The sequence below is a fragment of the Arcticibacter eurypsychrophilus genome (assembly GCF_001730525.1).
Classification (GTDB): domain Bacteria; phylum Bacteroidota; class Bacteroidia; order Sphingobacteriales; family Sphingobacteriaceae; genus Arcticibacter; species Arcticibacter eurypsychrophilus.
This window is the reverse complement of record NZ_MDFN01000009.1, coordinates 33790-57908: the sequence shown is the minus strand read 5'-3', so window position 1 is coordinate 57908 and position 24119 is coordinate 33790. Positions and strand designations below refer to the sequence as shown.

13 protein-coding genes and 1 other RNA gene are annotated in these 24119 nt (G+C 39.1%); 8 read left to right on the top strand and 6 right to left on the bottom strand.

Annotated features, from left to right (window positions below; genetic code table 11):
* The 6 genes from BFL47_RS06505 to BFL47_RS06485 all read left to right on the top strand — a co-directional run bounded on the left by BFL47_RS06505 (position 1) and on the right by BFL47_RS06485 (position 10417).
* Positions 1–2004: a RagB/SusD family nutrient uptake outer membrane protein gene (locus tag BFL47_RS06505; protein WP_069658994.1), complete on the top strand. Its 2004-nt coding sequence runs from the start codon at positions 1–3 to the stop codon at positions 2002–2004.
* A 20-nt stretch (positions 2005–2024) separates the two neighbouring features.
* Positions 2025–3026: a DUF4973 domain-containing protein gene (locus BFL47_RS06500; RefSeq protein ID WP_069658993.1), complete on the top strand. Its 1002-nt coding sequence runs from the start codon at positions 2025–2027 to the stop codon at positions 3024–3026.
* Between the two features lie 695 nt (positions 3027–3721).
* Positions 3722–5884 (top strand): TIM-barrel domain-containing protein, encoded by a 2163-nt coding sequence (locus tag BFL47_RS06495; protein WP_069659056.1) that lies wholly within the window; start codon positions 3722–3724, stop codon positions 5882–5884.
* Positions 5885–5924: 40 nt separating this feature from the next.
* Complete coding sequence (locus tag BFL47_RS20030; protein WP_211480948.1) at positions 5925–6572, top strand: glycoside hydrolase family 3 protein; 648 nt, start codon at positions 5925–5927, stop codon at positions 6570–6572.
* A 4-nt stretch (positions 6573–6576) separates the two neighbouring features.
* On the top strand, positions 6577–8400 hold the full coding sequence (locus BFL47_RS06490; protein WP_211480947.1) for a glycoside hydrolase family 3 C-terminal domain-containing protein: 1824 nt from the start codon (positions 6577–6579) through the stop codon (positions 8398–8400).
* 352 nt (positions 8401–8752) lie between these two features.
* Positions 8753–10417 (top strand): DUF6377 domain-containing protein, encoded by a 1665-nt coding sequence (locus BFL47_RS06485; protein WP_083257046.1) that lies wholly within the window; start codon positions 8753–8755, stop codon positions 10415–10417.
* A 147-nt stretch (positions 10418–10564) separates the two neighbouring features.
* Here the strand turns inward: BFL47_RS06485 and BFL47_RS06480 are convergent, their stop codons facing one another.
* From BFL47_RS06480 to BFL47_RS06455, 6 genes are all read right to left on the bottom strand, one after another.
* Complete coding sequence (locus BFL47_RS06480) at positions 10565–13156, bottom strand: glycoside hydrolase family 31 protein (protein ID WP_083257045.1); 2592 nt, start codon at positions 13154–13156, stop codon at positions 10565–10567.
* A 922-nt stretch (positions 13157–14078) separates the two neighbouring features.
* On the bottom strand, positions 14079–14987 hold the full coding sequence (locus tag BFL47_RS06475) for a KilA-N domain-containing protein (RefSeq protein ID WP_069658992.1): 909 nt from the start codon (positions 14985–14987) through the stop codon (positions 14079–14081).
* Between the two features lie 181 nt (positions 14988–15168).
* On the bottom strand, positions 15169–15927 hold the full coding sequence (locus BFL47_RS06470; RefSeq protein ID WP_069658991.1) for a phage integrase SAM-like domain-containing protein: 759 nt from the start codon (positions 15925–15927) through the stop codon (positions 15169–15171).
* Between the two features lie 77 nt (positions 15928–16004).
* Positions 16005–16373, bottom strand: a transfer-messenger RNA (tmRNA) gene (ssrA, locus tag BFL47_RS06465).
* Between the two features lie 13 nt (positions 16374–16386).
* On the bottom strand, positions 16387–17625 hold the full coding sequence (locus BFL47_RS06460) for a pyridoxal phosphate-dependent aminotransferase (protein WP_069658990.1): 1239 nt from the start codon (positions 17623–17625) through the stop codon (positions 16387–16389).
* Between the two features lie 77 nt (positions 17626–17702).
* Entirely contained in the window at positions 17703–18086 is a 384-nt protein-coding gene (locus tag BFL47_RS06455) for a DUF1573 domain-containing protein (protein WP_069658989.1), read from the bottom strand.
* Positions 18087–18617: 531 nt separating this feature from the next.
* On the opposite strand from BFL47_RS06455, the gene BFL47_RS06450 reads away from it, so the two are divergent.
* Positions 18618–21035, top strand: coding sequence for an alpha-ketoacid dehydrogenase subunit alpha/beta (locus tag BFL47_RS06450; protein WP_069658988.1), 2418 nt, complete (start codon positions 18618–18620; stop codon positions 21033–21035).
* 167 nt (positions 21036–21202) lie between these two features.
* Positions 21203–24112, top strand: coding sequence for an exo-beta-1,4-galactosidase (locus BFL47_RS06445; protein ID WP_069658987.1), 2910 nt, complete (start codon positions 21203–21205; stop codon positions 24110–24112).
* Positions 24113–24119: the final 7 nt, after the last annotated feature.

Here is a 24119-nt window from a genome sequence, read left to right as displayed (position 1 = left end):
ATGAAAGCAAAGTACATTATAATTATACTATTGGCTGGCACGGGACTTTTCGCTACTTCGTGTAAAGATTACCTGAGTGTAGACCAATACTTCGCCGACAGGCAAAGTGAAACGCGGATATTTAATAGCAGAGATTATACAGAGCAATGGCTGGCTAATTGTTATAACCAGTTATTAGACTACAACCTTGAAATTGGGCATAAGACGTATACTGTAAGCAATTATGCAGACGATATATTCTACAACGAAGGTGGTAATGGTGCTGAATACAGAAGGTTTAAATTTGGTGAATACGACTTCAACTGGTACAAACAATCGTGGTCACAATCCTACGCAGGAATTCGTCAAGCTTCTGTAATGATCAATTCCATGGCCGAAGGCGGCACTTTTACCGTTCAACAAGTAGCACAGTATAAGGCAGAGGCCCGTTTTATCAGGGCATACCTATATTGGTTACTGCTTAGGAAATATGGACCCGTTCCCATTATGCCTGAAAACGGAGTTGATTATGATCAGAGCTATGCTAATTTGTCCACCCCGCGTAATACTTACGATGAGGTAGTTGACTTTATTTCTTCTGAGATGGTCTTAGCCGCCAAAGATCTGCCAATGAAACAGGATAATCGTAATATTGCTCGTCCAACCCGTGGTGCTGCTTTAGCTACCCGTGCAAAGGCATTATTATTTGCAGCAAGTCCATTAGCCAACGGCAATTCAGAGATGGCCGACTTCGTAGATGACGCAGGGAAGTCTCTTATTTCCCAACAATATAGCGAAGAAAAGTGGGCCAAAGCAGCGGCAGCTGCTAAAGATGTTATCGATTTGAATGTATACAGGCTTTATACTGCTGAGCGAAAAATTCAGGGCACCGAATCTTATCCAGTAACAATCGTACCGCCATACCATGCGGTATATTCAGACAAAAACTTTCCGGAAGGATGGGCTAACATAGATCCATTTGAGTCATACCGGGCATTGTTTAACGGTGATCTATATGCTGCCGAAAATCCTGAAATGATCTTCACTCGGGGAGAGAACCAAACCGATGAGGAACATGGCGTTATTGCATTAACAAGGCATCAGATGCCGCAAGTTGCAGGAGGATGGAACTGTCATGGCCTTACATTAAAGCAATCCGATGCTTATGATATGGCTGATGGTAGCGCTTTTAATCGTGCTGAGATATTGCAAAAATATGGTTCTAACATGTTCGTGCAAAGTAACGAATTAGATCAATTCAAGCCTTTAAAGGTGGATGTTTGGAAAGAGTTTGCACATCGGGAACCCCGATTTTATGCATCAGTTGGCTTTAGTGGAGCATTATGGACCATGTCAAGTGCTACTAATGATCCAAATAACAATACCAATAAACAGGTGTTTTATTACCGTGGAAACTCTGAAGGAAGAGTCAATAGCGATCGTTGGTTGCCCACAGGAATTGGCATGATGAAATATGTCAATCCGAAGGATAATGCGAATAATGGTGGTAGAATCTATCCAAAAGTGGAAATTGCCATCCGTTATGCAGATATTCTTCTCATGTATGCAGAATCGCTCAATGAACTGTCCGGATCATATAACATACCATCATGGGATGGAGCGACTACATACATGATTTCGAGAGATATAAACACAATAAGTGAAGCGGTTTCACCTGTCCGTATCCGTGCTGGAGTTCCAGATTATGAAATGTCAGTGTATATGGAACAGAGTATGTTGCGCAACAGCATTAAGCATGAGAGACAATTAGAATTATTGGGTGAGAACCAGCGCTACTACGATTTAAGACGATGGAAAGATGCGCCGGTAGAAGATGCTAAGCAGATTTATGGGTACAATACATTAATCACCAAGCAAAATGCGGCTTTATTCTACTCGCCCGTGCGTGTCCCCCTGTTGCAAACCTCATTCTCTAAAAAGATGTATTTCTGGCCCATTGATTGGGATGAGTTGCGCAAGAATAATCGTATGACGCAAACACCAGGTTGGCCGTCTTTTGATTAATTTAATAATTGATTTATATCATGAGAAATATTTATAAATATATTGTAGCACTAGCTTTGATTGTTTCTTTCGGAGCATGTAATGATGAGTGGACAGATGAATTATATACGAATCTGGTGTCTTTTAAAGCCCCTATCGGAACTGAAGGTGTAACGGAAGTATATCTCCGTTACAAAAAGGATGGAGAGGTAGAGTATAATCTGCCCGTATTGATCAGCGGTTCAAAAGAAAGCGACAAAGATATGTACGTACAAATTGGGGTGGATAGCGATACGCTCAGCATATTTAATCAGGAAAAGTATCAATATCGTACTGATTTGTACTTCAAGCAGTTGACCGATCAGTTTTATGAATTACCCTCTACTGCCAGCTTTATCCCCAAAGGATCGCATACGACAAATTATAAGATCAAATTTAAGTTTTCAAATCTTGATCTTGTTGAACGTTGGGTACTTCCTCTCACCATAAAGGATGACCCTTCTTATGTGTCCAATAATCGTAAAGGATGGAGAAAGGCACTGCTATATGTGAAACCATTCAACGACTATTCAGGTAGTTACTCTGCAACATCAATGAACATTTACTTTGATAGCGAGAACTCTGAATCTATGGTGATGAGTACTAAAACTGCCTGGGTTGTTGATGAAAAATCAGTATTTTTTTACGCTGGTATGGTTGAAGAACGTTCTGAAGAGCGTGGTAATTATAAAATTATAATGCACTTTGGCGAGGCAGTCGATAATGAAGACGGAACTAAAACAGGACAGCTTACCGTAGAGGCTGATAATCCTGCTATTAATTTTGAATTGTTGGGACAGCCTACTTATCAAATCAAAAGCACTCCCGATTTAACATTACCTTACCTGGTAAACGAATACTGTACCGTAAATATCAAGTATAAGTATAATGATATCACTTCCATTCCAAATATGCCTATCCGCTATAGGGCTGAAGGGGCAATGACTATGGAAAGGAGAAGAAATACCTTAACTCCAGATGAAGATCAGGCAATACAGTGGTAACTGAAAACAAATTAATGTAATGGTCGTTTTTTGAAGCGTTTTTCAATACAAAGGAAGGTCGCTAATTCATACACTTGGTATTATAATTTATGTTAATAAATGAGGGCGTCTTAAAAAGCGTCCTCATTTATTTTAATCAGCATGTCTCTCGTTCATTTCAAATGCAGCTTTAGGTTTGCAATTGATAAAAGGTGTAAGGAGCAGAGAGTGCTACCAACTTCCATAGTGATGTTTGCAACTCTTATGTTTTAAGGATTTCCCGACATTAGGGTCCAAGCAAGTCAATTTGTTCTTCTCTAACCAGTTTAAATAATCCACGAAATTCCAAAAAATTGTTTATTCAAACGGTAGTCTTTATTTCCAATGCGTTTAAAAGAGAAACCGAAAATATAAAGAACCAGAGGAGTATAAGTGAATAGCCCAGATAGACAATGTGTAAAATCAAGACACTGATAGTCAAAATGCTTTGATTTTATTGGTAAAAAATGTAGTACATAAATTTCAATTTATTGATAACTAGTTATTTGAAAAACAAATTTATTAGATTTTTTTAGGATGATTCTTTTTTAGCATAGCACCCTTAAGCTTTTACCTACCTTAGTTGCGGTCGGTAGAACCGCGCACAGACGGTCAATAGTTAGTAGTAAAACACACTCCCGGTACCGCAATTAATGTTAACCAATGCTATAGATAAGATGAATATCAAAAATCTAATATTCTTTACAGCAATTCTTTATGTCACAGATATCAGCGCAAATGAGGTACCTGTCCAAAAGGCAACTTCGGTGGGAGAGCGGATCGTTCAGTTCATACCAGAAGGATTTGATCAAAGCCAAACACCCTCTTTAATATTAAAGGCAGAACCAAAGTCGAAAGGGGAGGCCCCCCGAAATTGGACTCTCGTGCCAAAATTCGCTCTTGATAACAATAAAGCAAGTGCTAGTCTTAAACTTTCCGACGACATTAGCCTGTATGGTGGTGGAGAAGTGACGGGACCACTCTTACGCAACGGAAAGCACATCAAGTTATGGAATACCGATACAGGTGCGTATGGCGTTGAAGAGGGGAAACGGCTCTATCAAAGTCACCCTTGGGTAATGGGAGTAAGAAGCGATGGTACAGCATTTGGAATTATCTTCGATACTACATGGAAATCAGAACTCTATACAGATTCTAACGAAATAAGGTACACTACCGAAGGCGCCCTTTTTCGCATATTCATTATTGACCGTGCGTCGCCACAAGAGGTTTTGAAAGGCTTAGCCGAATTAACAGGAACCATTGAAATGCCTCCTCTTTGGGCACTTGGCTACCATCAAAGCCGTTTTTCATACGGAACAGAAAAACGTGTGAATGAAATTGCAGATACCTTTCGTGCCAAAAATATTCCCTGCGATGTGATATGGATGGACATCGATTATATGGATGGTTTCAGAGTATTTACCTTTAATCCTCAGAACTTTCCTAACCCGATGGCTTTGAATACTACCCTTCATAAAAAAGGATTCCATGCTGTTTATATGATTGACCCAGGTGTTAAAGTGGATAAAACTTACGCTGTTTACCAGTCAGGAACAGCAAATGACGCATGGGTAAGAAAAGCTAATGGAGATGAATATCATGGTAAGGTGTGGCCTGGCGATTGCGTTTTTCCAGATTTTACCATGCCAAAAGCAAGAAAATGGTGGTCAGGACTCTATAAAGGTTTTCTAGCAACAGGGATTGACGGCGTATGGAACGACGTGAATGAGCCTGCTATTAACGATAATGAACTACCCGAAAGTCAAAGAACAGGGACGATGCCTGTTGATATAATGCATAGGGGTGGTGGTAGTTTACCATCCGGACCGCACTTATTATATCATAATGCCTATGGTCGTTTGATGATTGAAGCTTCGCGGGAAGGAATGATAGAGGCAAATCCGGATAAAAGACCTTTTCTATTAACAAGAGCCAATCTGTTAGGCGGACATAGATACGCAGCGACCTGGACTGGCGACAACCTGGCTAGTTGGGATCATTTAAAACTTTCAGTGCCAATGTCGATCACTTTAGGTCTATCAGGACAGCCTTTTAACGGTCCGGATATCGGCGGATTCTTAAATAACACATCCGGTGATCTTTGGGCTAACTGGCTTGGATTTGGTGTATTTATGCCATTTGTAAGGGGGCATGCTTGCGCAGGTACAAATGATAAAGAACCATGGGCCTATGGCGAGGCCATTGAAAAAACATCACGCATCGCACTTGAACGCCGATATCGCCTGATTCCATACATTTACACCTTGTTTTACAATGCAGCTCACACTGGATTACCTGTGATGGCGCCCGTATTTTTTTCCAATCCAAAGGATCTGAGTCTTAGAAGTGAGGAGCAAGTCTTCCTGTTGGGGGAAAACCTTTTAGTCATTCCTGCATTTGCAAAAAAACCAGCTCTCCCTTCTGGTATTTGGGAAGAGCTTAGTTTAGTCGATGGTGATCTAAAGGACGCCTACCAGGCGAAACTAAAAATCAGAGGAGGTTCAATTATTCCAGCTGGAAAGATCATTCAAAACACAAATGAAAACTCATTTGACCCCTTGACCCTTTTAGTTTGCCTTGACCAACAGGGAAAGGCAGAAGGAAAGCTTTACACCGATGCTGGTGATGGTTGGGCATTTAAAAACGGCGATTATAGCTTAATGACATTCTCCGCGAAACGTATTAAAGACAAAGTGCAAGTCAGCATGGTAAAGAAGGAAGGAAATGAAAAAACGGATGCGAAAATGCAAAAGATAAACGTGGAAATATTGCTTCAAGGCAAGATATATAAAGGAAGTGGTACCTTACAAAAAGGGATACAGATTCTTATCAAATGATAATAAAATCAATATAACTTCATTATAAACCAATTTGAAAATGAGAATTAAGGGTTTTATATTGTTCTACGTATTGTTATTGATTTCTTTGTTTGCTACAGCTCAGGAAAAGTTCAGTCCCGATCTTGATACAAAAGTCGGGGAACTGCTCAAGCAAATGACGCTGGAGGAAAAGCTCTCCTACATAGGAGGTGTCGACTGGATGTACACACAAAATATTGACCGTTTAGGTATTCATCGCATGAAAATGACAGATGGCCCTCAAGGATTAGGTACCCACGGGAAATCTACTGCTTATCCGGCAACTGTAATGCTTGCTGCAACCTGGAACGAAGATTTGGCTTATCAATATGGTAAGGCACTTGGTCGCGATTGCAGAGCACGGGGCATAAATATTTTACTAGGTCCCGCTGTAAATATTTACAGAGCAGCAATGAACGGAAGGAACTTTGAATATATGGGAGAGGATCCTTACTTAACCTCACGCATTGCTGTAGGTTATATCAAAGGAGTACAGGATCAGGGTGTAGTTGCAACGATAAAACACTTTGTGGCCAATAATTCTGAATACGACCGGAATGACATCAGTAATGATGTTGACGAAAGGACACTTCATGAAATCTATTTCCCTGCTTTTAAAGCTGCTGTACAGGAAGCAAAAGTAGGAGCTGTAATGAGCAGGCTATAACTTAATGAACGGTATTTATACTACTGAAAATCCGTGGTTACTAAAAGAGGTTTTAAGAAATCAGTGGGGTTTTAAGGGCTTAGTAATGTCTGATTGGGGCTCCGCTCACAATGGTGTTCCAGCTGCCAACAGTGGGTTAGATCTTGAAATGGCAGGTGGCGAAAAGACGAATCCCAAAGACATGCTTCAATATCTGAAGACAGGCCAGGTCACTATGGCGACGGTGGATGATAAAGTGCGCCACATCCTGCGTGTACTTATCGCATATGGGTTCAAAGATGGTATTGAAGAAGACAAAAGCATTGCGCTAGATGATCCAGCATCTGCAGAAACAGCTCTAAATGTTGCAAGAGAAGGTATCGTCTTGTTAAAAAATAACAATAACTTTCTTCCTATCAATACAAAAAAGATCAGAAATATCATTGTTACAGGTAAAAATGCCTGTAGGAACGTGCATGGTGGTGGTAGTGGTAATGTAAACCCATTTCACTTTGTAAGTATGTTTGAAGGTATCAGGAAAGAGGCTTTGTTAAATCATACAAATGTCGAGTATGTGGACGAATTTGACTTTATGCCTAAAATTATCTTTACTGATCAGAAACATGATAAGCAGGGATTTCAAGCTGAATATTTCAACAATGCAACCCTTGAAGGAACGTCAGTCTTCAAACAAATTGAAAAGAAGATCAATTACTCCTGGGTAGGAGGTACTGAAATAAAGGATGTGTCTAAAGACAAATTCTCTGTTAGGTGGACTGGAATCTTGCGCTCAAATGAGACATCCGATTATGATTTCACTTTAGGAGGCGACGATGGATATAGAATGTACATAAATGATGAGCTTGTGATAGATGATTGGACCCCCGGGGGATATAGGAGTACTGATTTTACTAAAACTTTGCAAAAAGAAATCAATTATCGCATTCGGATTGAATATTATCAACAAGGAGGAGGAGCTGCGGTTAATTTCATCTGGAAAAAGAAAAATGACACCACTGACTATTATGCAAATTATCTAAATAAAGCAGATTTGATAATAGCTTGCTTTGGACATAATTCAGACACGGAAGGAGAAGGCTCTGACAGGTCATTTGGCCTGCCTGAATTAGACAAAAGAATGTTTTCCAGTATCTTAAAAGTGAAAAAAACTGTCATAGGGGTCGTAAGCGCAGGAGGGAATATCGAAATGCAGGAATGGGAGCCGAAACTTAATGGCTTACTCTGGAGCTGGTATGCTGGTCAGGAAGGTGGAACAGCATTAGCTGATGTACTATTTGGTAAAGTGAATCCTTCAGGAAAATTACCAATGACATTTGAAAAGAAATGGGAGGATAATCCTGCTTATTCTAACTATTATGACCCTGACGGAGATAAGCACGTAAAATACAATGAAGGGATATTTATTGGTTATAGAGGGTATGACAAGTTGAAGCGCAAGGTTCAATATCCTTTTGGTTTTGGGCTGTCTTACACCGGCTTCAAGGTTTCAGATTTAATAGTTTCCAATCCGGATGGTAACGGCGATATAACGATTACTACTCTTTTATCCAATATAGGAAAAAGAGCGGGAGCCCAGGTTGTGCAAATCTATGTAGGGAAAACGGAAAAAGGCATCGTGGAGCACCCCGAAAAAGAATTAAAGAGTTTTAAGAAAATATTTCTGGAACCAGGACAGTCACGTTCCGTTAAGATTACACTACCTAAAGAGGCTTTTACTTATTTTGACATAGAAACAAAAGGCTTTGTCAAAGACCCTGGAAAATATAATATCATGCTTGGATTCTCTTTCAGAGATATAAAATTGAATCAAATTGTAGATGTTCACTAAAAAGCAGTTTAGTAAAGCGGAAACCCTTTGCAAAAAGGTTTCTGCTACTTGAAAAAGACTAACAAACTATATAGGAGCTTGCAGGTCGGGAACACAGATCAGCACAGATAAACAAGAAAGGGTGCACCTTTCAATGCATAAATGCAAAACAAAAAATAGGTGCATAGGAAGGTTTTAAAATTGAAATCTAATCGGTAGCAAGCCAGCATTTCAAGCAACAAACACAATTGAGTAATCACCTTGATTCAATTTTTGTCTCACGAGGCTTGTACTTCGATAAACAGTTTGCGAATGCCTAATAAAAGGGTAAACTTGTATTGAAACTAAAACATGTTTGCCTAATTATCACTGAATGTTAAACACTAACCTTTTTACTGCATTTATGTTATTGCTGCTTGTTATTAAAGGTGACCCGGCATTTTGCGTCTCTAGTAAAGACAGTTTGCTTAACATACTTAAAATAGAACTGAAAAATAGCGTTCACGATCATCGGAAAGAGAGAAAAATCAATACATTAAAGATCTCCGCTAAAGATACCTCAAGCCTTAATTACGCACAGCGATATCGCTTATACAACGCAATTTTAGAGGAATATAAGTTCTATCAATTTGACTCTTCCTACATCTATGTTCAGAAGTTGATTGAGTTCAGTCAAAAACATGGAGATGAGTTCAAGGTTCAGGAAGGCAAACTAAAACTTTTACAAATCTTAATTCCTTCGGGCATGTTTAAAGAGGCTCATGAACTGGTGTCTGAATTAGATAGAGAAGAAATCTCTTTCGAACTCAGGGCCACTTATTATGACCTTAAAGCACGGTTTTACGAGGCTCTTGCAAGATATAACAACGATAAATATTATGCAAAACGATACCGGGCCGAGGCTGCAGCTCAATTTAGAAAGATGTTTTCTGTTTCACCCCAGAATAAATTTGAAAAAGTAATAGACTATGCTGCGATTCCTGCAGGTTCATCACATAGTAGGCCTCCGGCTGAATTTTATTTGCATTTCATTACCAGTAATGGATTGTCAGATCATAAAATTGCCATGGTAGCGATGAGATTGAGTTATTACTATACAGGAATCGACAAAATAATGTTTCTAACGCTTTCTGCAATCAGCGATATACGCTCATCGACTAAAGACACTCAAGCCATCCTTAAGTTGGGAGAAGAATTATATAAAACCGGTGATCTGAATATGGCCTATGTATGTATAAATAAGGCTATCTCAGATGCGGAATTTTATGGTGCCCGAGGTCATAAAATCGACATACAAAATATCTTACCCCTGATAGCCGGAAAAACCATTATGGAAAGCGAACAGCAAAGGGATAAATCCATTATTTACACACTGGTATTTGCTTTTATAATTGTTATCATTCTGAGTATACTATATATTGTTTACATACAACTCAAAAAAGTTAAAGTCAGCGAACAGTTGGTCAATAAGAAAAACGATCAGTTGGCTTCGATTAACATGAAGCTTATGGAGCATACCCGAATAAATGAAGAATACATCGGTTTCTTTTTCAAACGATCCTTTTCTAATATCAGCATGCTCGAAAAATTAAAAAGAAAGATAGAGCACAGTATTAAAACGAAGAAGATTAATGAGGCTCTAGAAATTGTGACCTCTTTACAAATTAATAAGGAACGGGAATATTTATATGATACACTGGATCAGATATTTCTGAAGTTACTGCCGAATTTTGTTCCTGCATTTAATGAATTGCTAAAACCTGAAGATCAAATCTGGCCACAAAAGGAACAATCTTTGAACACCATACTTCGCATCTTTGCATTGATCCGATTAGGAATAAAAGATGACGAAACCATTGCTGGAATTTTAGACTATTCGGTCAGTACTATTTATACATACAAAATACGTATTAAGGCCAAAGCGATAGTTAAGGGTGAAGAATTTGATAGAAGAATAACAAGTATAAAATTTATCGATCATCCTGAAAATAAAGTGATCTTAAATCGAAAGATCAGAAAATTAGAGGCTCAAGTGTAATACCCTCCCGAAGAGTATACAGCGTCTGGAACCATTTGGACAGGATAGCTAAAATCAGAAATAGAGTTTTGAAAACGATAAAACCAAATGCCGTATTAGGGCAATGGTTTTATCGTTAAAATAAGTTGATTATCTAAATAAGCAGCATCAATCTGCCTGCTCCAATTGGAGCTTCTTCACCAGTTTGTTTTGGTTGCTGTTTCCAATTGACTTTATTCCTTTAATAACTTCTGGTAGCTTTTTATAGTTCTCATTGAACCGTTCTATCAGAGACTCAAATTTAAGAGGAAAATACTCAAGTGACCGGTTTGTTTCCTCTGTCTCGCCCAGGATTTCCGGAAGATAGATCCCATTATCGAGACTCTTTAATTCAGAAGTGATTGCTGATAATCTCTTGAATCTTTCAACCATTCCGTTATTGATGTCCAATCTTCTTCCTTTTTTATAAGATACTTTTATCTGCGAAGACTTCCTGCAGTCGACAAGGGAAAGCGCGATATTCAGGCTCAGCTCTTTTCCATTGTAAGTCCAGCAGCCAGGAGTTTCGTACCGATTGAAAGGAATTAATTTTCCATTGTAGCGGACCTCCATAGGAATCTCAGAACCAAATAGTTTCAGATTATACCATCTTTCAAGCGGCATTTCTTTATACTGACCTTTAGTAGCTGCTATGGTGATCAGCGTTTCATCACTGGTTACACTGGATTTTATGTTGGTTACCGCATGTTCCTTGTCGAACGTTTTATCATTCCCGTTATCTTCATAAACATCAAAGCTACCAGATCCCCCTGGATAAACAGCGAGAGTCAGGTTTTTGGGGTTATTGTCCAGGTTATTGACTTTATCGTTATACATTGGGATAATGGATCCAGTTTTAACATAAATCGGGTACTCGTCAATGCTGAAGTTCCGTTCGTACTCCCTACCGCCTTTTAACAAGGTTCCTGTCGGCCATTCAAACCAATCATTACCGGAAGGCAGCCAAACCTTTACTTTCGAGTAGCCATCTGTAGCAGGAGTGCCAATCGGGGAGATAAGCATATTATCGCCAAACATATACTGACGATTAAATGAATAGGCTTCCGGGTCCGTCGGATAGTCATAGTACATCGGCCTGCAAAGAGCGATAGCCTTATCATTAGTTTTTCTCGACATGGTATAGATGTATGGAACAAGGGTATACCGCAGCCTGATGGCACTGGTTTGTGCACTAAAGTAGGGCTCACTATAATTCCAAAGCTCTTTTTTGATGTTGCCGTTTTTAGTAGAGTGGGTGCGCATAATAGGACTAAACACACCATATTGAAGCCAGCGGGTGTAGAGTTCAGGATCCATGGTCGTATTGCCACCATCAAGTTGATGACCACCGATATCATGACTCCAATACGTGTATAAAACGTTCGATGCTGTATTCGTAAAATAAGGCTGGTACTCAAGCGATTTCCAGGATATGAATGTGTCGCCCGAAAACCCTATTTGATATCGGTGGTTTCCTAAGCCACCCCAGCGATGGTATAAAAGTGGTCGTGTTGACCTGTTTCGTTCCATGTAAGTGTAAAAAACATAGTTCAGCCACCAGGTATTACTTAAATTAGTAATCTTCTTGTCGTTTGGCCATTGCTGCCAGTCGAGCCACCAGAAATCAATTCCTTGTTTTTCCATTGGCTGTAGAATGTTTTCAAACAGCGAGCTCATGTATTTTTTATCAGACACACTGAATGGTACTGCTTTTTTCCCTGTTGTATCAAAGTTTAGGCTGCGTGCAAACTGATTATACTGATCTTCGTGAGCCTCAACGCCATCAGCAGGATGAAGATTCAGCGTTGTCTTTAAATTTGACTTATTGGTCCAATCGAGAAACGCTGAAGGATCAGGGAAGAGACTCTTGTTCCATGACCATCCTGTCCAACCACGTTTATGCCAGTCCATATCTACAACAAGTACGTCAATAGGTATGTTCATGCGCTTCATATAAGAGACAAGGTTTTGAATTTCATTGTCTGAATAGCTCCAATATCTCGACCACCAGTAACCAAATGCGTATCTTGGAATCATGGGCACTTTACCCGCAATCAGTGAAAAATCATATAGAGCGGTTTTATAGTTGTTTCCATATCCTATAAAATACCAATCCTGTGCTTTTCTTTCCTTTTTGTAGACCCATGGCCAGGCACTGTTATCCAACCGCAACGAAGAAGAATCGTTCAGGAAATACCAGCCATCTCTTGCAAGAATACCGTCTTCCAACTTAATTTTACGGTTTTCATGCCTGTTGAATTCTCCATCTGCTCCATCCAGCGTACGGATAGTGCCACCAAGATTGTATTTCTGTTGCTTTCCGGGATACCAATTTACAGTATCAGATTTTAGATATTTTACCTTCAGGTTCTCGGAGGTAAAGGTGCCGGAGTTCACTTTGTACCTTAATTCAAGTTCGCTCGTGTTGATAATGAGCCAGCCATTTTCTGTCTTGCTTGTGAAGATCGGAACCGGCAATTTTCTGTTTACAACGACAAATGATGCATGGTCGTCAAAGGATTTGTCCGTAGCCCATTCCATCCTGAGCAGCTGCGGCGTCAGGACCGTAAATCGCGCATTGTCGGTTGTAACTATGGCTTTTTTGTCTGCCAGCAAATTAGAAGATTCCTGTGCTTGGATCGATGGCAGGAGCAGGAAGAAAGTGAAGGTGGCGAATAAACTACATTTTAGATGTAACTTGTTAAAAGAGAAATAGGTCATACTTTATTTTTTAATATGAGAATATAGTATCAGGTGCAATTCTAAAACTTACAGATTTTAAGCAAAAGCCATTGAGATTAACTACAACATGATTGTGACGGATAATGGAAAGCGTAAATTTCTACTATTGATTTTATTTCTTTATTAATTATCTTCATGCCTAAAGGAAAATGGTAAGCATAAAATGTATTTCATAATGGTTATTGGAAAAGACTATTATAAGTATAAAGGTATATAAAAGTAGATTCAAGCCTGCCTGTTAATAAACAGTGTCTTTCGGAAATCTAAATTATTTAATTTTAAAATTTTGATAATAAGGGTTTTGGCAATTATATGGGTCAGGATTATCTAAACGAAATGTAGGGTTGAATGAACCTGTAAACCCGTGGATTTCACATTTTACAAATAAATGGGTCAAGGAAAACGAGGTGATCTAATCTGGCTTTTTTGCTACCCAGTATATAAAAAAAAGAGGCAAAAACTATTTAAAGTTGATTGCCTCTTTTCTGATCTTTTCCATGTAATAGGGGGCTGTTAAGGTTTTTACAGTAGTCGAATTTGCCCACTGTAGATAGCTGAGTAGTCAGTTAGTGAAATGTTAAACTCTTTCCTCGACCGTTGCCAATCTTGCATTTAAGATCTTGATCTCAACTATTAGATTTGTGATATCCGTAAGTAGGCTTGACCTTTCTTCCTTCACCTTCGCCGGTATTATACCTGAAATCACCCACATTGGATCATAATGAAGCTTCAAGCATACGGTTTAAATTACCTCCATCAATATTCATGAGTGCAGGCAAGCATCCTGCTAATGGAAGGCTGAGATACTTCACAGAACGTTGTAAACTCAACCTGGCCCACTTCAAAGTTTTCCTATATAATCTAAAGGTGCTTGTCTGCGTACTGATCTATCATGATATTATTATGGCTTAATTATTTTTTTCACTTTAGTTGACGGAGTAACTGTAATAGGTGTATCAATTGTCTTATTTTTAACATCTGAAAAAGGACTTTGAATTTTTTCTAAAGTATAGGTAGATTTTCTTAAAGAGTTGAGTTGAAATTCGGCATTCTTTCTCAGGGTAAACAAGCGTGAGGATTTATCTGCTCCAGCCTGAATCATCCCAGCATTAAGACTTTCAAGGTTGCTTAGTACTATCAACTGATGAGCATCTGCTAAATCCCGTAAGTTTAGGTTTTTTAGTGCTGCTTCAGGGTTTGTCTCTTTCCACGTCTTTGAAGTCATTCCAAACATGGCAACATTCAAGATATCAGCCTCGTCAGCATATACAAGCCACTCATTTTCTTTAGAAACGTTTAAAGCAGGAAGAACAAAATCCTTAATAGCGTCGGTATGTATCTTGTAATTTGTTTTTGAAAGAAAGCGACGATAATCCCATTCAGACCCTAATCTTTTATTTTCTTCTTCTTTTAGTCTCTGAAATTCCTTGACTAACAATAATTGGAATTTTGGGCTGATCCACATTCCAAATTGAAATGCGATGTCTTTATGAGCATAGGTTCCACCATATCTTCCAGCTTTTGCTGTTATCCCGATGGCACCTGTTCTTTCAATCCACTCCTTTACTGAAAGTACAAAGTTGTTACTTCCTGATGTATTTTTAATTGTACCGAATTCGGTATAATTAAAATCAGGATTATACATGGCCTCCCATTCACCAAGGTATTCAATTGTGTTTTTTAAGCTTAACCATTTAGTTATTATGATGTTTTCATGCTGGCTTTTTGCCATGTCTGTCAATGAGATGTAATCAATGTTCTCCTTTGATTCAACATTAATCTCAATTCCTTCTATAATTATTTTACTCATAATGTTATTTCTAGCCTTTTGAAGGCGATTGCTAATATTACCAAATTCTAATTATACCGAATTCGGTATAATTAGAATTTGGTAATATTATTGACAAAACTAGCCTATAGCTCATTAAATCTTGATTCTCCTTCTTCCGTCTTTCTGTTCTTTGGTGTTCCGGAATCAACCTTCAATTTCTTTATGCTGAAATTAAAGTCACCGGCTTCAAATAGTTTCCCTCAGCTTCATTTCTCAAAGCTCCATAATATATAAAGCTGCAGAAGGTATAAAGCATCGTGTCACCATTCCTAAACATCGATTCCCTTAGCTTCTTAAACTGCCAATCACTAAATGCAGAATTGCCAGGCCTCTCACTGGGTGCACGCTTAAGACTCAGAGCCGGAACCTTTCCAATGTAGTTATCGTAATTCTGGTGATAATAATTGAACATCGTCGTGATGTCATTCAAATAGTGATTATAGGTTTTGGCCTTCCATGCTCGTTTTTGTTTTCCCCAATTAAGAAAATTGACGACGACTGTCTTTGTGACATCATTCAATAAAAGGTTGACCAGGTAATTTGATATCAAATACTTTTTGAAGAACTGGACTTCAATATAATATTTCTTGTAGGTGTTAGGCCTCAGATTACTTTTTATCTCATCCAGGTACTGATCTATAAGAGATACAACAGATTTATCTTTGTGCCTTGCAAAGGCATCATGCTTTTCAAATGGAGACCAGTCTTCTTTGAGTAGGTTATCACTTACAACCCTTAAAGACTTACCATGTTGCCGGCGGTCCTCTTTGGTCGTAAATTTATTTAATCCTATATTGTAACGAAATCTTTCCAGCTTACCGGTTAAAGGGTTTTGATATTTGATCCAGACAAACCGATCTTTCGAAAGATCTCCTTTTGGAGGTTCAAATATGAAAGGTCCTTCCCATTTAGCATTCACTCGGAGTAATTCTTTAGTTTTTGGTCAGCTGGATAGTCAGCCAGTTTCTGTAACCGGCTGACTAAAAGCTCTTTAAGATGTGGAGCCGGAGGGATTCGAACCCTCGTCCAAACATGGAACAAATTATGCTTTCTACATGCGTATCTGTCATTTAATTGTAGAGAAGGGGAAGGCTGACCGAGTGCCTGTACCGTCTTCCTTAGGTGCTTTATCTTGTCCGGTAATCACACCTTTTATCAGACCAGTTCTGTTGAACGATGCCCCATATACTGATTAAACAGAACAGAATACCAGCGGGACAAAAGCTAAGCTAATTCTAAATTAGGCAGCTAAGGCGTAGTTATTTTCGCCAATTGTGGTTTTGAGAGTTCAGATTTAAGCGCTAGTCTCACAACGCGCTGCATGCTTACATACCTGCTACCATCCTGTCAATTCCGGTCGGCCCCAAGTATATTCTTTTTAAATAAAGACAGTTCCAACTGTATTTGCCGGGCTGACTTCTAGTTTTCTGCCGGGATAAGCTTTTAACCCTTTATCCAAACAGATCATAGCTTTCGCTAAGTCTTCTTTGTTCAAAACGTATGCCAATCTTATTTCGTCTCTTCCAGCGCCCTCTGTGCTGTAAAAACCAGCTGCTGGTGCCAGCATGACTGTCTGATTGTCATATTCAAATTCTTCCAGCATCCATTGGCAGAACTTTTCTGAATCATCAACCGGGAAACGGGCAACAACATAAAAAGCACCTTTAGGATTCGGACAATAAACGCCTTGCATTTTATTAAGCGAATTTACCAGAAAATCCCGTCTTTCTGTATATTCTTTATTTATTAATTCAAAATAAGAATCTGGTGTATCTAATGCAGCTTCTGCAGCGATCTGATCGACCATCCCCGGACTTAACCGAGATTGTGCAAATTTCAGAGCAGTAGCCAAAACTTGTTTGTTTTTTGTAACAAAGCAACCTATACGCGCTCCACAGGCACTATACCGTTTTGAAACACTATCAAAAACAATCACATGCTGGTCAAGCCCATCTAAATGCATTGGTGAATGAAACGTATTTCCATCGTAGCAAAATTCGCGGTAAGCTTCATCAACAAAGAAGTAAAGATCATATTTTAAGCACAGTTTCTTCAATTCTACCAATTCATCATAGGAGTATAGATATCCAGTAGGATTATTGGGATTGCAGATGAAGATTGCTTTCGATTTAGGAGTAATCAGCTTTTCAAATTCGCTAACCGGAGGTAGCGCAAATCCATTCTCCATAAGAGATAGTACAGGTCTGATTACCGCATTGCTCATCCATGCAAATGCATTGTAGTTGGCATAAAAAGGCTCTGGGATAATAATTTCATCTCCAGGATCCAAACAGGTTTGCATGGCAATAACAATGGCTTCCGAAGCTCCAGTAGTAACCAGAATATCCTCAGCAGTAATGTTATATCCGGCATGGTTGTAATAGTCTGCCAGTTTGGCCCGATAAGATATTGTTCCCTCGGATTGCGTATATGCCAATACTTTGAAATCGACATTCCGGATCGCATTCATCATGACTTCCGGAGTTTCAATATCTGGCTGACCTATGTTTAAATGATAAACAGTCTTTCCTTGTAGTTTTGCCTGCTCTGCAAATGGTGTTAATTTGCGTATCGGTGAAGCTGGCATCCCCTTCCCCTTGTTTGAAATATGTGGCATAATATATACAAACATAAAAAAAACCTCCCTGTTATAGAGAGGTTTTTTATGCTTGAAGCAAAATTTATTAATATTTATTAACTTGTTGCAACGCTTCCCTTGATGTAAATGTATTTTACAGGAGTTTTTGCATTTGATTTAATAGTCAATGCTTTGTTAAAAGCTCCAGGAGCAGCTGCATTATAGGTTACTGTAATAATGCCGGTATCACCTTTTTTAATAGGGGTACTGGTGTATTTAGGGACTGTACAACCGCAAGTTGATTCTACATTGCTGATAATCAAAGGCTGATCGCCAGTATTAGTAAACTTAAATTCATAACTAACTGGCTTTCCCTGAGGGATTTTACCAAAGTCATTCGTTTCTTTTTCAAACTTGAAATCAGGTTGCTGGTCTGCACGCATTGCAGAAACCGTAATAAATCCTAATAGTATTAAACAAAAGGCTATAAGCTTTTTCATGTGTGTTATAATATAAACGTTTTGTAAAGGTAACTCAACTAATTAACTATTCAAAAACTATGCCCTTAAGTAACAATATTTTTAAGATTGCCGTCTATTTCGTGCTTTATTGAATTACAAGTGTATAGTTATATTAGGACGAGACAATGAATACACTCCATTATAATTAAAGCGCACATTCCACGCACCTTCTCCGCACCTTGTCCGCACCTTCTCCGCTCCGAATGAAAACAAACTGCGTTTTAGATCAGACTTAAATCTCTTTTAATTATAAATACGATTACCCCATGTATCCTTTAAAAAATAATGATATGAGATCACTGATGATCATATAAAACCGAGGTATCCAAAACCGCTACAGGTCTTATACTGAAACACATCGTAGTGTAAAAATGTATCGGATAAGGTCATATTTACTGTTTATTAGCACACAACCAAATTATATCCTGCTCAATCTTTGTAATTTTCTTCTGATTAAACAGCATAACGGTTTTATTTTATGTTAATTTTGAAGAATTGACTCTCATACATATGTCAGAAAAACAATCTAAACTAAGTAATCAGTTTGAGGTTCCTGAATTGAGCTTTGAGGACTTTAAAAATATTGTAATTAAAGACTATCGAATATGCTTCGAAAGCCGGCAAGCCAGTTTAATTGGCCGTCGTGAAGTGTTAACAGGTAAGGCCAAGTTTGGCATCTTTGGCGACGGGAAGGAAGTTGCCCAAATAGCAATGGCTAAAGTTTTCCAAAAAGGAGACTGGCGGTCGGGCTATTATAGGGATCAGACATTTATGTTTGCTACTGGAATGGCGACCATAACCGAATTCTTTTCGCAGCTATATGCAAATACTGACGTAAAAGCAGAGCCGTTTTCGGGAGGCAGGCAGATGAATTGTCATTTTTCAACGCGTGTACTCAATGAGGATGGCAGCTGGAAAAATCAGATGCTTACTAAAAATACATCTGCCGATATTTCCACTACTGGGGGGCAAATGGCTCGTTTGGTAGGACTAGCCCAAGCATCCAAATTATATAGGAATAATCCGGATCTGAGTTACCTATCGCATTTTTCAGCAGGAGGGAATGAAGTTGCATTTGGTACCATAGGCAATGGCTCAACATCTGAAGGGGTGTTTTTTGAAGCCATTAATGCTGCCGGAGTATTACAGATTCCGATGGCTGTGTCTATTTGGGATGATGGTTTTGCTATTTCAGTGCCTTCAGAATTGCAAACTACCAAACAAGATATTTCAGAAGTACTAAAAGGATTTCAACGCGATGAAAAGGGCGAAGGATTTGAGATCTTTAAAGTAAAGGGCTGGGATTATGCAGGTCTTTGTGAAACATATGAAAAGGCTATAGCCATTTGCCGGGAGAAACAAATTCCGGTGATGATTCATGTATATGAACTTACTCAACCGCAGGGACATTCCACTTCAGGTTCTCATGAGCGGTATAAATCAAAAGAAAGATTAGCCTGGGAAATGCAGTTCGACTGTTTGTTGAAAATGCGAAACTGGATGATCGAGTCGGCCATTATCAATGAAGAAGAGCTGGCTGAGCTTGAAACAAAGGCAATTGAATATGTTCGTGTTTGCCGTAAAAATGCTTGGGATAACTTCCAAAAAGAATTGCGCAAGGAAGCTGATGAAGCAGAAGCACTGTTGAAAGCGTTTGATCTTCCAGTCTTTAATGAAATGGCGAAGTCAATTCATTCCTCTGTAGAGGTAACCAGAAGGGAGATTATGGTTCATGTGCGCAAAACAATGCGTACGCTGATTGGAAAAGATTCGGTACAGAAGCAAGATCTTCAGAATTGGTACCAGGAACAGTTGGCTGATAACAATGAACGCTATAATTCAAAACTATTTACCGATTCATTTGATTCGCATGTACACGTTCCCGTTGTTGCTCCTATATATGACGCAGACTCTAAGCTTATTGATGGAAGGGAAATTTTGAATGGCTGTTTCGATGCAAACTTTGCAAGAGATGCACGGATTATTGCTTTTGGTGAAGATGTTGGAAGTATAGGTGATGTAAATCAGGGCTTTGCGGGGCTGCAGGACAAGTTTGGCAAATTAAGAGTGGCTGATACCGGAATCCGGGAAAGTACCATTATCGGACAAGGTATTGGTTTAGGTCTCCGTGGCTTAAAACCTATCGCTGAAATTCAATATATCGACTATATTTTATATGCTATAAACGTGATCAGTGATGATCTGGCAAGTTTAAGTTATCGTACTAAGGGCGGTCAGAAGGCTCCTTTGATTATCCGTACCCGTGGACATCGTCTTGAAGGTGTGTGGCATTCAGGGTCACCGATGGCAGCTATATTAGGTATTATGCGCGGGGTTCATATCTGCGTACCCCGAAATATGACTCAGGCGGCAGGTATGTATAACACATTACTTCGTGCTGATGAGCCTGCTTTAGTTGTGGAATGTTTGAATGGTTATCGTTTAAAAGAGCGTCTTCCTTCTAATGTAGGTGATTTTACTGTAGCTCTTGGAAAAGCAGAGCTGATGCGGGAAGGTAAGGACATCACAATTGTTTCCTACGGTTCTACACTTCGTGTGGTTCAGGAAGTGGCAGAAGAGCTTGAACACATGGGCATTTCTATAGAAATTATAGATCTGCAAACGTTACATCCTTTTGATCTGGATCATCTGTGTGCACAATCATTAAAGAAAACAAATAAATTATTGATTGTAGATGAGGATGTTCCCGGTGGTGCTTCTGCTTATATTCTGCAGCAAATACTGGAGAAACAAAACGGATATTATCATCTGGATAGTGCACCGAGAACTATAACTGCTAAGGAACACCGCCCTCCTTATGGTACAGATGGTGATTATTTTAGCAAACCTTCTACGGATGACATTATTGAAGTTGTTTATGAAATGATGAGTGAAACTAATCCCTCATTATTTCCACCTATATATTAATAAGCGAAAATTCATATTATCTAAATATTAGTATTTCTTTGAGAGGCCTACTGATTGAATATCCATCTTGTTACAGGATCTTCAGTCAGTAGGCTTATTTTTGTGCATGCAGGATCATAAACCCTTTTAAACCCATTTAGCTAATTACAATCGAACCACCTCTAATTATGCACACTACATTTTTTCGTTCCCTATTTTTGCTTTCCATTTTAATCTCATCAAGCAGCTTTGTAAAAGCACAAAATACTATTTCGCTTAATGGGAAATGGGAATTCCAAATCGATAGAGAAGATCATGGTGTAGCTGAAAAGTGGTTTTTAAAAGCTTTAAAGGATGAGATTACTTTGCCAGGCTCGATGGCTCAAAACTTAAAAGGGGACGATATTACTTTAAAAACCAAGTGGACAGGAAGTATTTATGATAGTTCCTTCTATTTTAATCCTCGTTTGGCAAAGTATCGCGAACCCGGAAATATTAAACTTCCTTTTTGGCTTACTCCTGCAAAACATTACGTTGGTGTAGCCTGGTATCAAAAGGAGGTCAGTATTCCCAAGGACTGGAAGGGGAAACGTATTGTGCTCTATTTGGAACGCAGTCATATTGAGACCCGTGTTTGGGTGGATGGTAAGGAGTTTGGCATGCAAAATAGCCTGGTTGCTGCACATGAATATGATTTAACAAGCCAACTGGGTTCAGGTAACCATCGAATATCTATACGGATTGATAACCGGATTAAGGAAATCAATGTAGGTCCTGATTCGCATAGCATAACAGATCATACGCAGGGAAATTGGAACGGTATTATTGGCAAGATTGCTTTAGAGGCAGGTTCATCTGTTTATTTCGAAGACATCCAGGTGTATCCTGATGTTAAAAATAAGAAAGCCAGGGTAAAGTTTTACATTAAGAATAGTTCCCCGGCAAAAGTTGCCGGACAAATTAGGCTATCTGCAAAAAGTTTTAATTCTTCGGTTGGTGACGAAACTAAACCTGTTACTGTCGGCTTTGTAGTTGCGAAATTGGCTACCGCACTTGTTGAAGTGGACTTGCCATTTGGAGCAGGTATGCAAACCTGGGATGAGTTTAATCCTGCTTTATATCATCTCAATGCTTGTTTAAAAGAAAATAAAGGTGTGGAGAGTACTAAACAAATTCAGTTTGGTATGCGAGAATTTACTATTGAAGGGAATAGGTTCGTGATTAATGGGATGCCTGTATTTCTAAGAGGAACGGTTAATAATTGTGAATTTCCGTTAACAGGTTATCCTTCTATGGATGTAGAGGCTTGGGAGCGGATTTATAAAATTGCCAAAGCCCATGGTTTAAACCACATGCGCTTCCATTCCTGGTGTCCGCCTGAAGCTGCATTTATAGCTGCTGATCGAATTGGGTTCTATATTCAACCCGAGGGACCAAGCTGGACTAACCATGGAACTTCTATTGGAAGGGGGTTTCCTATTGATCAGTATCTGTATGATGAAACGAACCGTATGTCTCGAAATTACGGCAATTATGCTTCGTTTACTATGCTTTCGGCTGGAAATGAGCCTGCGGGAAATCAGGTACAATATCTGAATGCGTTTGTAGACTATTGGAAAAAGAAAGACTCCCGACGGGTTTATACTGGGATGTCAGTAGGGGGGAGTTGGCCTGTGGTGCCGCAAGCCGAATATCAGGTGAGGGGAGGAGTTAGAGGGTTGAACTGGAATGCAAAGCCTGAAACGGTAAGCGATTTCAGTGAAGGGATTGCGAAATTTACGGTTCCTTTCATTGCTCATGAAATGGGACAATGGTGTGTGTTCCCGAACTTTAAAGAAATTAAAAAGTACATAGGCGTTTACAGGGCAAAAAACTTTGAGCTCTTTCAGGAAGATCTGAAAGATCAGGGCATGGCTGATCAGGCGGAGGATTTCCTTACTGCTTCGGGTAAGCTTCAGGCACTGTGTTATAAAAATGAAATAGAAAAAGTGTTGCGTACTCCCGGTTATGGAGGATTTCAATTATTAGGGTTACAGGATTTCCCTGGTCAGGGTACTGCTTTGGTAGGTGTGCTGGATGCTTTCTGGGATGAAAAAGGATATATTCCTGCTGAACAGTTTGCTCGTTTTTGTAATACAACGGTTCCTTTAGCTTTGGTTCCTAAGTTTGTGTTTACAAATGATGAGACGTTTGAAGCAGGGATTTCAATTTTTCATTCAGGCGCTCAACCGCTTGTAAATGCGGTATTGAACTGGACGATAAAGGATCCGGAGGGTATGGTGGTTGCCAAGGGAAGTTTGGATCCTAAAACTATTAACAATGGAAACGGAATCGCTGTAGGGAAAATTAGTTTTCCTTTATCGGGGATCACAAAGGCAACTAAGCTGAACTTAGAAGTTACGGTTGCGCAAACTTCATTTGTGAATGACTGGGATTTTTGGGTCTATCCGGCTCTTGAAACGGAATTAAAAACAGACGTTTATTATACGACAGTACTTGATAGTAAAGCAAAAGAAGTTTTGGATCGAGGGGGAAAGGTATTTTTGAATGCTGCAGGGAAAGTGGTTAAAGGTAAAGAAGTGGTCATGCATTTTCTTCCTGTCTTTTGGAACACATCCTGGTTTAAAATGCGACCTCCACATGTAACTGGAATGCTCATTCAATCGCAAAGTAAGGCATTTCAGGATTTTCCTACCGCATCGCATAGTGATATACAATGGTGGGATATTGCTAACCGTTCGCAGGTTATGATATTGGAAGATTTTCCATTGGGATTTAAACCGTTGGTGCAACCTATAGATACTTGGTTCTTGAACCGTCGTTTGGCTTTAGTTTATGAGGCAAAAGTGGGGAAGGGGATGATCATAGTATCCAGCGCAGACTTAAGTGCTGATGTGAAGAATCGTCCTGCTGCTAAACAACTATATTTGAGTTTGATGAAGTATATGGGTACTGATAAGTTTAATCCGGTGACAGATGTGCCTTTTGAAGTCATCAAAGATGTATTTGTAAATCCATCTAAACAGGAGTATAAGAACTATACGAAAGATAGTCCGGATGAATTGAAGCCTAATTCAAATCAAAATAAATCAAAATAAGGTAATT